The organism is Stenotrophomonas sp. SbOxS2, assembly GCF_013416715.1.
Classification (GTDB): Bacteria; Pseudomonadota; Gammaproteobacteria; order Xanthomonadales; family Xanthomonadaceae; genus Stenotrophomonas; species Stenotrophomonas lactitubi.
This window is the reverse complement of sequence record NZ_JAAVXD010000005.1, coordinates 835,219-849,413: the sequence shown is the minus strand read 5'-3', so window position 1 is coordinate 849,413 and position 14,195 is coordinate 835,219. Positions and strand designations below refer to the sequence as shown.

At 60.5% G+C, this 14,195-nt stretch carries 12 protein-coding genes and 2 pseudogenes; 3 read left to right on the top strand and 11 right to left on the bottom strand.

The features are described 5' to 3' along the window. Positions 1-195 precede the first annotated feature (195 nt). Genes HFK18_RS13400 through exbB form a run of 5 tightly spaced genes read right to left on the bottom strand, consistent with a single transcriptional unit; the run spans position 196 to position 3,692 of the window. Complete coding sequence (locus HFK18_RS13400; protein WP_180166618.1) at positions 196-1,188, bottom strand: FecR domain-containing protein; 993 nt, start codon at positions 1,186-1,188, stop codon at positions 196-198. Between the two features lie 58 nt (positions 1,189-1,246). After that, positions 1,247-1,816 (bottom strand): sigma-70 family RNA polymerase sigma factor, encoded by a 570-nt coding sequence (locus HFK18_RS13395; RefSeq protein ID WP_180166617.1) that lies wholly within the window; start codon positions 1,814-1,816, stop codon positions 1,247-1,249. Further along, on the bottom strand, positions 1,764-2,573 hold the full coding sequence (locus HFK18_RS13390) for an energy transducer TonB (protein ID WP_180166616.1): 810 nt from the start codon (positions 2,571-2,573) through the stop codon (positions 1,764-1,766). Before HFK18_RS13390 ends, HFK18_RS13395 begins: the two co-directional genes overlap by 53 nt. Positions 2,574-2,578: 5 nt before the next feature. Then, on the bottom strand, positions 2,579-3,001 hold the full coding sequence (exbD, locus tag HFK18_RS13385) for a TonB system transport protein ExbD (protein ID WP_180166615.1): 423 nt from the start codon (positions 2,999-3,001) through the stop codon (positions 2,579-2,581). Further along, entirely contained in the window at positions 2,991-3,692 is a 702-nt protein-coding gene (exbB, locus tag HFK18_RS13380) for a tonB-system energizer ExbB (RefSeq protein ID WP_257216214.1), read from the bottom strand. The genes exbD and exbB overlap by 11 nt, the downstream gene beginning before the upstream one ends. An 884-nt stretch (positions 3,693-4,576) precedes the next feature. On the opposite strand from exbB, the pseudogene HFK18_RS13375 reads away from it, so the two are divergent. The 3 genes and pseudogenes from HFK18_RS13375 to HFK18_RS13370 form a co-directional block, all read left to right on the top strand. Beyond that, positions 4,577-5,030, top strand: a pseudogene (locus tag HFK18_RS13375) (thioredoxin family protein); the annotation flags it as partial. 33 nt (positions 5,031-5,063) lie between these two features. Next, a pseudogene (locus tag HFK18_RS22040) lies at positions 5,064-5,183 on the top strand (DUF1153 domain-containing protein); the annotation flags it as partial. Continuing rightward, positions 5,183-5,944 (top strand): DDE-type integrase/transposase/recombinase, encoded by a 762-nt coding sequence (locus HFK18_RS13370; protein ID WP_257216213.1) that lies wholly within the window; start codon positions 5,183-5,185, stop codon positions 5,942-5,944. The pseudogene HFK18_RS22040 and the gene HFK18_RS13370, both read left to right, overlap by 1 nt. 453 nt (positions 5,945-6,397) lie before the next feature. Here the strand turns inward: HFK18_RS13370 and HFK18_RS13365 are convergent, their stop codons facing one another. The 6 genes from HFK18_RS13365 to fabF form a co-directional block, all read right to left on the bottom strand. After that, complete coding sequence (locus HFK18_RS13365; RefSeq protein WP_257216212.1) at positions 6,398-7,582, bottom strand: multidrug effflux MFS transporter; 1,185 nt, start codon at positions 7,580-7,582, stop codon at positions 6,398-6,400. Between the two features lie 621 nt (positions 7,583-8,203). Next, the gene (locus HFK18_RS13360; RefSeq protein ID WP_180166613.1) at positions 8,204-9,337 is read right to left on the bottom strand and encodes a thiolase family protein; all 1,134 of its coding nucleotides are present in this window, start codon (positions 9,335-9,337) and stop codon (positions 8,204-8,206) included. Positions 9,338-9,423: 86 nt separating this feature from the next. Next, on the bottom strand, positions 9,424-9,999 hold the full coding sequence (locus HFK18_RS13355) for a TetR/AcrR family transcriptional regulator (protein WP_180166612.1): 576 nt from the start codon (positions 9,997-9,999) through the stop codon (positions 9,424-9,426). 559 nt (positions 10,000-10,558) lie between these two features. Next, positions 10,559-12,130, bottom strand: coding sequence for a sensor domain-containing diguanylate cyclase (locus HFK18_RS13350; protein ID WP_180166611.1), 1,572 nt, complete (start codon positions 12,128-12,130; stop codon positions 10,559-10,561). Between the two features lie 175 nt (positions 12,131-12,305). Then, complete coding sequence (locus tag HFK18_RS13345) at positions 12,306-12,920, bottom strand: helix-turn-helix domain-containing protein (RefSeq protein WP_257216211.1); 615 nt, start codon at positions 12,918-12,920, stop codon at positions 12,306-12,308. Further along, positions 12,917-14,194, bottom strand: a complete 1,278-nt coding sequence (gene fabF, locus HFK18_RS13340) for a beta-ketoacyl-ACP synthase II (RefSeq protein WP_180166609.1) — start codon at positions 14,192-14,194, stop codon at positions 12,917-12,919. The genes HFK18_RS13345 and fabF overlap by 4 nt, the downstream gene beginning before the upstream one ends. Position 14,195 lies beyond the last annotated feature (1 nt).

The following is a 14,195-nucleotide window of genomic DNA, read 5'->3' as shown; positions in this document are numbered from 1 at the left end:
TTAAGGGGTAATGCTCGAGAACGCAGAAGTTGACAGAAACACTTCAACTAGACTGTGCGCAACGGGAAAGTCGCTGGCACTGCGCGGCGCGAACAGCGTCAATCAAATGCACGGCAGATCGAATGCGCAGCAAACGTACATTTCGCTCGATGCAAGAAAACAGCATCACGCATACCAAGGCGCGCGGTCAGTGCATCAGGAAGCGCGAATCCAGACGATCGGCCCAATCCGGGTCACCTTGACGGGCATCGACAGCTCGAGCGTGTCGTACCATTCGTCCAGACGCGCCAGATCCACGATGGAACTCACACGCTGCTGATCCGCCTGCGGGTAGGTGACCAGCACCAGACGCCGGTCGTAGCGCTTGAGTTCTTCCAGCACCTCGCCGAAACGACGGTTCTCGAACTGCAGGCGTCCAGTGCGCCAAGACAGCACCTGTTCCGCGCTGACCGCTTCGATGCGCGGCATTGATTTCCCCGGGTTGACGCGGATCTTTTCGTTTGCGGTGACGAACACAGCGGGCCCCTCCGCGCTGGCAACTTGCACCTTACCTCGTTGCACGACTACCACGACATCCTCGCTCTCGCGGCGCACCCCAAAGGCCGTCCCCAGCACCTTGACCTGACCGTTGCCTGCATCAATGGTGAACGGATGCTGCGGATCGTGCGCCACGTCGAAGTAGGCTTCGCCGCGCGCCAGGTGAATATGGCGCCGCTCCACATCGACCTGCAGGTCGGCGGCACTGTCGATGTTCAACCACATCGTGCTGCCGTCGGCCAATGCGATGGTGCGTTGCTCGCCGGTACCAGTGGCCTGGTCGAATCGCCAGTCACGATGCCACTGCTCGCCTAACGCCATAGCGACTACCAACGCCGCAGCGGTCGCCAACGCCGGACGCCATGCACGTCTGCGCTTGGTCTGCTGCCGATGTGCCGCGCTGGCAGGAAGGCTCGCCATTACCGGCGCGTACTCTTGCTCCAGTGGCGCGCCGAGCATCAACCACAGTCGCCTGGCTTCGTTGATTGCCTTCTCATGGCGCGCATCTGCATCGCGCCATTGCTCGAATTCGGCCAGCGCAGTGACGTCGGCCTCTCCGGTGGCGATACGGGAGACCCACACGAGCGCCTGGTCCATAGGATCGTTGGGGTCCAATTCCATTTTCAGCTGCATTGTGTCGTCGTCGCTCATTACCTGTCCCTCTAACGCCCGGCGAGTCCGAAAATGACAATAACGGGCACCTGTACGTTCATCTCTCCTCCAGCTTCTGCGCGCAACGTTTCAATGCCATCAGCACGTACTTATTCACCAGGCTCAGCGAAACGCCAAGACGGGCCGCCACCTCCTCGCGCGGCAAGCCCTCCACGCGCGTCAGATACAGCACGTCCCGGCACTTGGCAGGCAGCTCGGCGAGCGTCGCCTCGATCAGGCTCATCTGGTCGCGCGCATGTGCGTGTTCTTCCGGCTCGGCGACATGCCCTTCGAACAGGATCATTGAGCCTGCGAGCAATTGCGCTCGATTGCTTTCGCTGCGGAGGTGGTAGAGCGCCGCATGCACTGCCATGCGCATCAGGTAGCGGCGCGCGTCTTCTTCGCCTGACAGCAGGCTTGAAACCCGGCCAAGTCGAAGGTAGATGTCCTGCACGAGGTCCTGCGCGGTATGCCGATCGAGGATACGGCGCTCGATGACGCGCTCCAGACTCGGCCGGATCTCGATGAAGATGCGCGTGAGTTCTTCTGTAGTCAGCACGGCAGTCAGTACCGTTTCATTCGCTGCGCTCGGCGCGGGCATCGGCGATTGGTGACGTCCCCACTTCATCGTCGCCTCCCGGAGTTGTCTGGCGGTGCAGGAAGAACTCCACAGGTACGACCATCTCGATGGTGCTGCCGCCCATCTCCGGCGGCGGGGGGGGCAGCGGGGCGGCGCGTTTGATCAGCGCCTCGACTTCCTCATCGAGCAGCACATAGCCACGGCTGCGCCAGATGTTCCACTGCAGCACATTGCCGCTGCGATCCATCGTGAAGCGCAGGTAGACCACATCCTCCTGCCGGCGCCGCTGCGCGGAACCGGGATAGCGTTTGTGCTTCTCCAGGTGGGTCAACAACCGGTTCTCCCAGGTCTGGACGGTAGCCGTGGCATTCTCGCTGGAAGCGCCCTGTACCGGCGCCTGTAGCGCCGCTTCGGTGGCTGCCAAGCTCGAAGGTGCCGCGGTGGTGCGGTCGGCCGCTGCCACTTGCCCGGCTTCTGGCTTTTCTTCCGGCGTGGCGGCCAGTGCATCGGGAGGCGGCTGCGTCCTGATCTCCGGCGGCGGGTCGAACGCACGCGGTCTGAGCTGGGGCTGCACACGGGACTCAACCTGCTCTGGGCCGACGGGCTTCTCGGTCTGTTGTTGTTCCGGCGCCGCAGGCAGCGGCGCAAGCTCCACCGTCATGGCCGCCATCGCATGAACGTCCGCCACAGAGGGCTGCCTACCGAAATCAATCAAGATCAGCGCCGCCACGCCGCTATGCAGCAGCAGCGCGCTGGCGATACTGCCCGCCCATCGGCTTGAATCGGACACCCCGCGCTGGCCCATAGTGCCTAAGTCTCCGTCTGGTCCAGCGTGACCAACGCCACTTTCTGGTAGCCCTGTTCGCTCAACGTATTCATCAGGCGCATCAGCTCGCCATAGGGGATGGTCTTGTCGGCGCGCAGAAGCACGCGCGCATCGCGATCACCGCCCAGCGCGCTGTGCAACGCACCGCTCAGTGCAGCCCGCTCCACCTCTGTCTCATCCACGAACACGCGCAGGTCCGCCCGCAGGCTGACCACCACCGGCTCCTGCTGTTCCGGCTGCGCCTGAGCGCTGGACACCGGCAGGTCCAGCGGCACGTTCACCGTGGCCAGCGGCGCGGCCACCATGAAGATGATCAACAGCACCAGCATCACGTCGATGAAGGGGGTTACGTTGATCTCATGCAGGCCGGCCTCTTGCTCGTCGCCGGAGTCGAGCTTAAACGCCATGGGGCGGCTCCACCCTGCGTCGCGCGCTCAGGTCTCCTTCCAGCTCCAGGCTCAGCAGGCACATCACCTGGGTCGCGGCATCCTTCATGCGCACGCGGTAGCCCGCAATTGCACGCGTAACGGCGTTGTAGACCAGCACCGCCGGGATCGCCGCGACCAGCCCGAAGGCTGTTGCCAAGAGCGCTTCGGCGATGCCGGGCGCAACGACTGCAAGGTTGGTGGTCTGCGACTGGGCAATGCCGATGAAGCTGTGCATGATGCCCCAAACCGTGCCGAACAGGCCGATGAACGGTGCGGCGGCACCGATGCTGCCCAGCACGCTAGCGCCGCGCGAGAGCTTGCGCTGCTGCCCGGCCTCCACGCGCAGGATCTGGGCGGCCACGCGTTCCTTGATGCCATCTGCGAACCCGTCGCGCTCGCCGGCCGGATAACGTTCCAACTCCCCGATCGCAGCCTGGATCATCGCGGCGGCGGCCGGGTCCGGCAACTGCGTGAAGCTGGCCAGCTCGCCGCCTCCCGAAAGAGATTTCAACGCGCTGGCAATGGCTCGACGGTGGCTGACAATCTCCCAGCCCTTGAATATCCAGATGCTCAGCGTGGCGACCGAGGCCAGCATGAGCACGCCCATCACCGCCTTCACCACCCAGTCCGCCTGCAGGAACATCGCCGCGACCGTCAGGTCATGCGTCAATCCAGACCCCACTGCCGCCGAAGCCGGCAGCGGCACCCAACCCACTAGTAGTGGGACTACAACACGACTGCGCTTCAAGGTTCGCTCCTGGCTGATGTCTGCTTCGCGTTACGCGGCCTCTCCCCTGCAAACCGAGCCGGGACTGAAGCCGGCGGTCTGCTACGAAGCTTGACCTGTTCCTAAGAATTAATGCTCAAACAGCACGACATTGACAAAGGATCGAGAAAAATTCTCAGCTCAAAACAAAATCTCTCAATGAATCGAGACTCGGAGAACGGAAGGATGTACCGCACCGTACCAGCGCGGGACACCCTTCCAATCATCACGGCCCAACGCCACTAACGCCGCCGTTGGCATGCATGTCCACCTCACAAACCCATCCTCGGCGTTGCGTACCCCAACCGGCAAGTCCAGCGTGTGTCCTCTTGCTTGACTGATTTGCAACATTTCAGCCTGTTGGCTGTAACAGGTCCGCTCAATTGGCCCGATAACTTGGCAGACAAAAGATGCGAGCGAAGACGGTCGGATCAATAGCCGATGCCGATGCGAAAGGAGGTCTATACCTCGCCGTGCCCCCGCCCTGACCTCCTTGTCCGCCGCTGACCGTAGGGGCGGAAAACCAGGACATCTAGGAGGCTCAGTGATTGCTGTAAAAGCTCACTGCCCCCTGGTCGGCCTTTCCCTGCCTCGAATTGCCCGAAGGATCGGCTGAGAAATTTCCTTCTACCGCACGCACTTTCGACCAATGCTGCGTTCGGCGTGACGTCAGTTCGCAGTCTTCCCTCGGAGCAGCGTCAAGAAGAGCAAAATTTCGATAAATTTAGCAGGCGTGGACGTTTTTCTAGAAAAAGGTCCGGCCAATCCCTGTCAAGCAAAGGCTTGCCATGGCACCACTGTTTCGTTCGCCGCCTCCCACGCTCAACGCTCTTTCCGTTCTGCTCAAAGCGCTAGCCGTCTGTCAAAGATCAACGCCGTCGCAACACCCCCCGCCGCCAGTAGCAGCAACACGGCCCGCAGAGGCGCCTGACATCGCTTGGCATGAGGGAGATGTAGAGGAGGCCCCGGAAGAAGCCAAGAAAATCGGCAAACCCCTCCTGTTGTATTGGGGCGCTATCTGGTGCACACCATGCAACTGGCTCAAAGGCCACCACATTTAAGGATCCAGGGTTCATCGCACAGACGCAGCAATTCATAGCGGTGCAACTAGACAGAGACTTAGAAGAAGCCCAAGCCTGAGGCGAGCGCTTCAGCGTAAATGGATATCCGACTGTTATCTTGCCACGTCCGGATCGCAGCGAAATCGCGCGACTGGTTGGCGACAGCAGCACTGTAATCACCCACTGATTTCCTGCTCAGGTGTTACTTTCCCCGAATGTCCGCGAGCAGTACGAGCGCCAACGCAAGGACCTGTAGGAAGCCTAAGGCGAGGCGATGCTGGAGATCCGCGTCCGAAAAAAGCTGGCGTCCCTGCTGGGAAAGGTCGAGAGCTGATGCGCTCGGTCCAGCCGCGCCTGAAGGACGAAGGTTTCGTGGTGCCGACCACCAAGCTGTGCAAGTGGTTTGGCGTGGTCCGACGCACCACGTGCTACAAGCCCACTAGGGCACCGGCCCAGGCCAAGCAGGAGCTGGCCGAGCCGATCAAGGAAATGATCGAGGCCGAACCGTCGTTCGGCTACCGCACGGTCGCTGCGCTGCTTCGCATGAACAAGAGCGGATCTTCCAGCTCAAGGGCTGGCAGGTGCGCAAGCGCGCCTTTGGCCAGCGGCCGAGGATCGAGACCAAGGTCTCGCGGGCCGAGAATGCCGGACCAACGCTGGGCGACCGACCTGTGCCGCGTTTGGGGCGGCAAGGATGACTGGCTCAGCTTGGCGCTGGCGATCGACTGCAGCGCGCGCCAACTGCTCGGCTGGCACCTATCACGAACCGGGAAGACCAGCACGGCCTCTGCCGCCCTCGACCAGGCCTTTATCACCTGCTACGGCAAGCTTGGGCGAGTCCGGGAACCCTTCCTCCTGCGGTCGGACAATGGCCTGGCGCTCACCAGTCGCGAGTACACGCGGCTGGTGCGCAGCTACGGCCTCAAGCAGGAATTCATCATCCCGCACTTCCTGCAACAGAACGGGATGGTCGAGCGGGTGATCCGGACGCTGAAGGAGCAGTCCTTGCATCGGCACCACTTCGAGAGCCAGGTGCATGCCTTGCGCGTGATCGCTGACTGGATCGCCTTCCAAAACCAACGGCGCGCGCATTAGGCGCTGAAGATGATGACCGCGGATGCGGCCTATGCCGCTACATTAACCGCATGACCTGAGCAGAAACCGGTGGGTCATTACACCGATACAGTCGCTGGCTCCCGTCATGATGATGGTCTGATGCATAGCTTTTTCCATGGTTGTCCGAGTTAGGCCCACCCGGCACGGTCCAGGCCTCAATGGGTGGGCGCCTCAAAGGCACCATCATGACGCGAGCGGTACAAGGGCCGCCAGATACACGCCCAGCCTTTATGGTCATGGCGCACGTCGCTCACTCCCTGGCTCCGGACGTCGGCATGGGCCATCTCCCAAGCCCCTCTTAGCCACGGAGGGCCTCTTCCGCCCCGCAACCACATCCGGTGGATCACGCTCTCGCCCACAGAATAACTGTGTAGCAATCATGATCGTGCTCTCACTTTATGTGAAGTGAGCTTACCAAGATGCTTGTCGCCGTCAGGTCCCAGTCCCACGCGGCTTTGCCGACGCGCCCCGAAGAAGGAAGAGGACGAGCGCTATCAGGCTGGCGGCGGATTGAATGCCGCCCAGCACCGTAACGGGCGTGACATCTATCGCCGAGACCAGCCAGGTCGTCATCGCTGCCGCGCTCATGGTGAGGAAGCCCAGCAGTGCCGAGGCCAAGCCAGCTTCGCGACCAAAGGGCCCCATTGCGATCGCTGTGCCAAGAGGATTGGCTAGACCCATCCCCCACAGGAACATCACCATCGACACCGCATACCACCACAGGCTTGGATGTGCCGGACCCGCGAGCAGTTGTATCCCGCCCGCCATAGCGCAGGCGATGCCGAAGGTGGCGATGCGTGCGGGACCGTAACGATGGGCTAGGCGCGGGGCGGTGATACCAGCGGCAAACACGATGAACACAGTGGAGGCGAAATACACCCCGGTTTCTAATGATGACAAGCCAATTCCGCTCATGAGAATGGCCGGCGCTGCACTGAATGAAGCGAACAAGCCACTCATCAGCAGGCTCATCGAAAGTGCCGGCACGATGAATCGCCTATCCCGCGCCAGCCTGCCATAGGCAAGGACAACCTGGCCGGCAGAATGGCGGCTCCGGCGATCAGCCGGATGGGTCTCACCCAGCTCCCGGGCATAGAACACAGCTAGCACCGCCGCTGCCGCGCCGACCAGAACGAATGTCGCGCGCCACCCGAGCGTGACCGACAAGATGCTTCCGGCGAGCGGGGAAAAACCAGGTGCTGCGGCGGAGGCAATCATCGTCAGCGAAAGGGCCCGCGCCAAAGCCTCTCCTTCGAAAAGATCACGCGCAATAGCGCGCGAAAGCACCGACGCTGCACATACGCCGAGCGCCTGAATCACCCGCGCGATGATCAGCATCTCCAGCGTGCTCGTCAGGCCTCCCAGCACCGTACCCAATACGAAAACCCAAAGCCCGCCCAACACCAGCTTCTTGCGCCCGTAGCGGTCCGCCAGAGGACCGACCAACAACTGACCCAGGGCAAATGTGATGAAGAAGCTCGAAAGCGTAAAACCAAGCTCGCGAGCACTCACCCCGAGCTCCCGACCGATATCAGGGAAGGACGGGAGAATGATGTTCGTCGATAGCATGCCGATAGCGGCTAAGCCTGCAAGTAGCGCAACGATCTTTCCGGTCAATGGCTGACTGCCTGTTTGGGGCACACCGATCACCGCAGTTTTAGTTCTAACACCCATTGCTGACCGCCTCTGCATGCTGTGCATTCGGAGCGACACTGACCTTCCGCAACCTCATGAGAGCGCTACACGGATACCCTTCCGAAGTATCGATCAGCCTCCTCTGGCTCCCTTCCGCCACCCGGCGTACCCGACCACCCAGGTGCTTGACACCATGCAACTTCTGCGTCGCCAACTCGTTGCCGTCCGCGCAGTCGCTGGGGGGCAGCAATATCACCATACCCGTCCTGCCTCTAGATCGTCGCAAGTTTGCAGTTTCAAGCGTATTCGATTCGCTGCCTGCATCTGCCTTCAGGAGGAGAAAGAGTGAACCGTCTACCCTCCTCTCCTGAAATCGCGCTAACGGCGTATTGGACAGGCGCTGCTGGTTTCGCCAGAACGACATCACTTGGCCGAAGAACACTTCGTGGTATTGGAACACTCCGCCGTGTCCGATATCGGGATAGATGCTGAGCTGAGCACTCGCAGCGCATTCGAACCGCCTAAATGAAAGCCCAGTGGAAATCATCGAAGCCCGGTCGCCGATTACGATCAATTTCAGCCCTCGAAGTGCCAATCTTGGCATCAGAAGCGTTCGAGCACGGTCGCGATTCCCTGACCACCGCCGATGCATTGCGTCGAGAGCGCATAGCGCCCGTTCTGTCGCGCCAGCAACGACGCCGCTTTACCCGTGATTCGCGCGCCGGTGGCGCCCAACGGGTGACCGATGGCGAGGCCCCCACCGTCAAGGTTGACGGTGGCCGGATCTAGGCCGAGGTCGCGCACGCACGCGAGTGCCTGCGACGAGAAGGCTTCGTTGATCTCGACCACATCCAAGTCCGCAACCGTGATACCGGCACGCTCTAGTGCCTTGCGCGTGGCGGGGATCGGGCCGATGCCCATGATGGCCGGATCGACGCCCACCGACGCGAAGGACTTGATGCGCGCCATCGGCGCCAGCCCATGCTTCTCGGCGAAGGCGTCGCTAGTGACCAACACCACGGATGCGCCGTCGGTTAACGGGGACGAGGTACCGGCCGTCACGGAGCCGTCGGCCCGAAAGGCGAGTTTTAGGCCCGCCAGCGCCTCCAAGGACGTAGCCGAACGAATGCAGCCGTCGGCATCGACCACGTCGCCGTTGGCCAGCCGCACTGGAACGATCTCCTCGGCAAGTCGGCCTGCGGCGTGAGCGGCCGCTGCTTTGCGGTGTGATTCGACGGCGAACACCTCCTGGTCGGCACGACTCACATTCCAGCGCGCGGCGACGTTCTCGGCGGTCTCACCCATCGACGTGTAAGCTTGGGTATAAGCCAGCAACTCAGGGTTGGGCGAGAAATTGAAGCCACCCTGCGGCACCATCGTCATCGACTCCACGCCCACGCATAGAAAGGCGTCGCCCATGCCGGCCTCAATCTGCGCGGCAGCGATATGCACCGCCTGCATCGACGAGCCGCAGAAGCGGTTGACCGTCATACCGCCCACCTCCTGCGGCAAGCCAGCCAGTAGGCCAACGATGCGCGCCAAATTGTTGCCCTGCGAGGCTTCGGGGTAGGCGCAACCCAGAATCACATCCTCGACCAGCGTGGGATCAACGCCGGTGCGCTTTAACAAGCCGCTTACTGCCTGTGCGGCAAGAGTGTCGGGACGCACCTCGGCAAGCGCGCCCTTGCGGGCAAAGTGAAACGGGGTGCGCGCGTAGGCAGCGATGACGGCTTTCATCCAACTCCTCCTCATTAACCTACCGACCGATCGGTAGTTTTTTGGGGCACAGAAAAGCACGCCGGAGCGTGCGGGTTACGACGGCATCAATACGGAATCGACTGCTTGATATACACGATGGCTTCGTCGAAATCCTCGATTTGACCGGTCATTCGCGCCGATAGCAGTGCGCCTTGGCAAGCAGCGAACACATAGGCAGCCAACGCACTGGCCGACACCGACGGCTTCGCGTTGTGCAGCAGCGCGCCGAGCACGCCGGTGAGCCACATCACCTGCGCGCTGCGCAGTTCGCGCACGGTCTGACGCAGGTCTTCGTTGATGCAGTCCCAGCCCGGCGCCAACGCGCCAGCAGGACAAACTGCGGCGCCGGCCTTCATCACTTGACGGCACATGCGGAAGTAAGCGTCGAGCGCGACATCGGCAGCGCGCGGCTCCGCAGCCCATTCGCGAAAGCTCTGACCCACTTCACGCAGCACCTCGATACCGAGCGCTTCCTTCGTCGGGAAGTGGTGATAGAGGCTTGCTTTGCGGATGCCGACCTGATCAGCCAAGTCCTGAAAACTGAAGCCCAGGTACGACCGTGTCTGAATCAGCTGACGCGCGGCGCCAACGATCTGCGCACGAGTCGATTCGACTGGTCGGGTGTGGGAGGCAATCAACATTTGCCTACCTTACGGTTGATTGGTACCGATGTCCAGCACTTTGCCGTCCAATCCCCTGCCCACAGTCGGCTACAGGACGACAGACCCGATGACGACCGAGTTCTAGTGCGGAGAGCCCCAGGGTCCGATGCTCCGGCACCGGTCCATTCGCGAGCAGATTCGCTCCCGGCGAAGGGGTATCGGGCGTCCCGAGGAACGGCAACTGACTGTTGTCGACGACGCAACCCTCGAACCCCCCACTATCGAGCTAAGGCGGGCTGTCCCCAGGCGCAGTTATCCAGGCACTATACATGCTACTCGTTCAGCTCTGCTTTCAGTACATGGTCAAGACCGTAATCGGCGACGATTTTCTGCTTCAAGACTACGGTCGAGCTGCCTCATTGGAGGGCAGATACTCGAAATGTTACCCCCCCTGCAAACCCAACTAGATTCCTCAAGCAAGCTCCTTCAGAGAGCGCATACAAGAGGAGCTCTTCCGCGAGCGCTGGCGTCCGACATAGACGACGGACGCATATCACATGCCGGCATTGGCGATTTAGGGTCATGTATTTCGGCCCTTTCACGAGTCCGCAGGGTGTGTAACAACCCTATTTCGACCCGCGCTCTTCGCCAGATACAGCGCCTTGTCGGCTTGGCGAATGGTGAGATCTGGATCCGAGTTGGTTCCTGGGTAATGGCTAACTCCAATTGAGACAGTTATGCATCCCGCCACTGAAAAATGATGAAGATTGACTTGGGATCGAATGCGCTCGGCAATTTTTACCGCATCTCTGAGCACTACATGAGGAAGTAGCATCAGAAATTCCTCTCCACCGGCCCGACAGAGCAAGTCCCCTTCGCGAGAACTCAAACGCATCATAGATGAGAGCTCAGCAATGACAGTGTCGCCGGCGGCATGGCCATGAACATCGTTCACTGCTTTGAAGTGATCAATGTCGATCGCGATGGCGGCGAAGCTTGCCTCCGTATCCTTCAAATCGGCGAGACCTTCTTCCAAGCCGCGCCGATTGAACAGTCCCGTCAGAGGATCGGTGAGCGTTGCCAGGTTCAGCTTCCCGATACGCTCTTGTAGAAATTTGAAGCTATTCAACACGGCCAGCTTGAGTTGAGCGGCCTCAAAATACCAAGCCGTCACAGCTTTAACTTTGACGATGGCTTGACCAACATCGCGGGCATGCGTGTTCAACGCAAGCTGCGAAAGCGGAGAAGAAAGCCAGCGCGCCAGCAGCCATATCGAGAGCAGAGTCAATGCGGCAAAAGGGGTAGTTCGCAGAACTACCCTGATCATAAGCTGCTTAAGCGGTTGAAGCGTTAGTTCCAGCGGGCGTTGTGTAACCACACCCCAACCGGCTTCCGGAACCGGCGCGAAGCCAGAGAGCATTGCTTTCCCTTCGCTATTGAGTATCTGCATAGCACCGGCACGTCCTTTTGCGACCGCATCCACCACTGGATTGTCCGAGACCGACTCGCCAATCCGCATAGAGTTGGGGTGATAGAGAATCTTGCCAGATTTGTCTATTACGTAGACATAAGACCCGTCTCTGTAGTAGTGGGCATCTAGCATTTCGTGCAGAATATTACGTTCTTTAAGATATATCGTTGCTGCAATATAACCGCTGTACTGGCCATTCTCGCCAAAGATTGGATGAGAAATGACCAACAGCATCCTACCGCTGGCCGACACAAAAGGATCGCTAACCATCGGAATTCGCCTCGAAAGCGCAGCCTCACTTGCTGAGCTTTTCAGCAATTTTCCGTTCAACTGTTCCATTTGCGGCGAACTCGAAAGAACGCGCCCCTCGTGGCTAACGACAACAACAGAATTGAAAACATCTCCTTGGTTCTTTAAGCGCCTTACCTCGTCGTACTGGAATGACATCGAATTGAAGTTCGATGCCATAAGCGAAGCACTGTATGCCAGCCTCTCTCGCGCGGAAGAGATAACGTAGCTAGTCGTTTGCGCAAGCTTTGCCGCGTACACCCTGTTCGATTCCAAGGTGTTCTCGACAAGCATTGACTTCTGAACTTGGTAGTTGGCGACCAGGGCATTGAAGAGCATCGCTAAAGCAGAAAACGTCCCTAGAAGAACGATCGAGCCCTGTAAGGTAATACGCTTGTCAAGATGATTCATAAGAGTATGGACCGCATGTCCCTGCTTGCGCCTCGGCGCGCCAATGAGGCTCTACCCATTTGGACTCCTGGGATCGCCCCTGCCTCCGATGCGCCTAATCATTGCACAGAAGGGATTTTCTACGAATGTGAAGCACCTGCCAATAAACTCTAGTCGATCGATGACTTCCCGCGCGCTACTTGCTCTCAGCCGACGCGTAGGCCCGCAAGAAAAGCGCGACCGTTTTGTCGCTACCGGAATCCGGCGATGGCCGTTGAAGTAAGCCATGCTCTGCCAAGATTAGCCTCAGAAACTTCTCGCCGTCGCCTGCGCTGTCCGAGGTTGGCGAAGCGTTTGCAAAGGCTTGCATTGCGCCGTCGCTGTACGGTCGCAGAATCGAGTTCCAGTGTTCCAAGTAAACAGCACTACTCAATTCAGACCGCATTAGCGTTTGGCAGAACTTCCGACAAGATGAATGCGTCGCAAGCGTTCCGAGACCCTCTGCGATGCTGTTCAGAGAATCGCTAAGCCCGACCGACCGCCGTGATTCAAACTTCGGTGGCGGCATCGAAGCCAGATGATCTTCCATGACCGCTTTGTAGAGACGCTCCTTATCGCGAAAGTGGGCATACACGGTCACCTTCGTGACGCCACAGGTGTCTGCGATCCGCTTCATCGTCGCGCGCTCGAAGCCCTCTTCAGCGAACACAGCACCGGCTGCATCCAGAATGCAGAGTCGAGTCTTTGCTCGGGCTGTCTCCCAGCGCAACGCCGTTCTACTCTCCGTGCGCTGGGGTCCGGTTGTACTCATGTCTGCCGGAACAGCGCGCTGGCATTCACGCCACCAAAGCCAAAGCCATTAGTCAGCGCGAACCTCATCGTGGCCTTCCGAGGTTTTCCGGCCACGATTGAAAGGCCCTCCGCCAACGGATCCGGACGAACGAGATTGAGCGTGGCCGGCGCGACCTGATCACGCAGGGCGAGCACGGTGAAGATGGCTTCTATGCCGCCAGCCGCCCCAAGCAGATGCCCGGTACTCGACTTGGTGGCAGAGATCAGAAGATCGGGGCGGGATCCAAACAGGGCGCGCATCGCCGCGAGCTCTGCCCGATCACCTACCTGCGTGGACGTCGCATGCGCATTGATGTGATCCACCTGCGCCGGCGTTATGCCTGCCTGCGCTAGCGCGATCTCCATCGCCCGCCGCGCACCACTGCCGTCGTCGGGCCCTGCTGTCAGATGGTAGGCATCGGACGTCGTACCGTAGCCCACCAGCTCGGCAAGCGGATTGGCGCCACGCGCCAAGGCGTGATCCAGCCGCTCGATCACCAGCAGCCCCGCCCCTTCGGACATGACAAATCCGTCCCGCTGCTCATCAAACGGGCGAGAGGCTGCCCGGGGTGAGCCGTTGAATGACGTACTTAGTGCCTTGGCAGCCGCGAAGCCGCCCAGGCTGACCCGGTGCATCGCCGCCTCCGCCCCACCGCACAACGCGATGTCCGCCTCACCGGACCGAATGAGACGCGCCGCATCACCAATGGCTTGGACACCCGCCGCGCAGGCCGTGACGGGAGCGCCCTGCGGACCTTTGAACCCGTAACGGATCGATGCCTGCCCAGCCGCCATATTCGCCAGGAAGGTGGGGGCAGTGAAGGGCGACAACCGGCCAGGCCCTCGGCTTTCGGTGGTGTGGACCGCATTGACGATGGATCCAAACCCGCCGATCCCGGTGGCAATCACGGTTGCCGTTCGCAGCCGCCCACGCTCATCGGCTACCCGCCAACCGGCCTGCTCAAGGGCTTCGTGGGCGGCGACCAGCGCGAACTCAACAAACCGGTCCATCTTCTTGAGGTCTTTCGGCGCGATGATGCCGGTCGAATCGAAACCCGCCTCAGGATCTTGAATGCGATCAGGCACGCGCCCGCCGACTTCGCATCCGGTTCCCGCCGCGAGATCACGACCCAGCGACCCGATGCCGGAGCGTCCCGCCAAGAGGCGCGACCAGACGGTTTCAACCCCGCAGCCGAGTGGACTCACGACGCCCATTCCGGTCACCACGATGCGATCTTTGTCGGCGATTTTCATA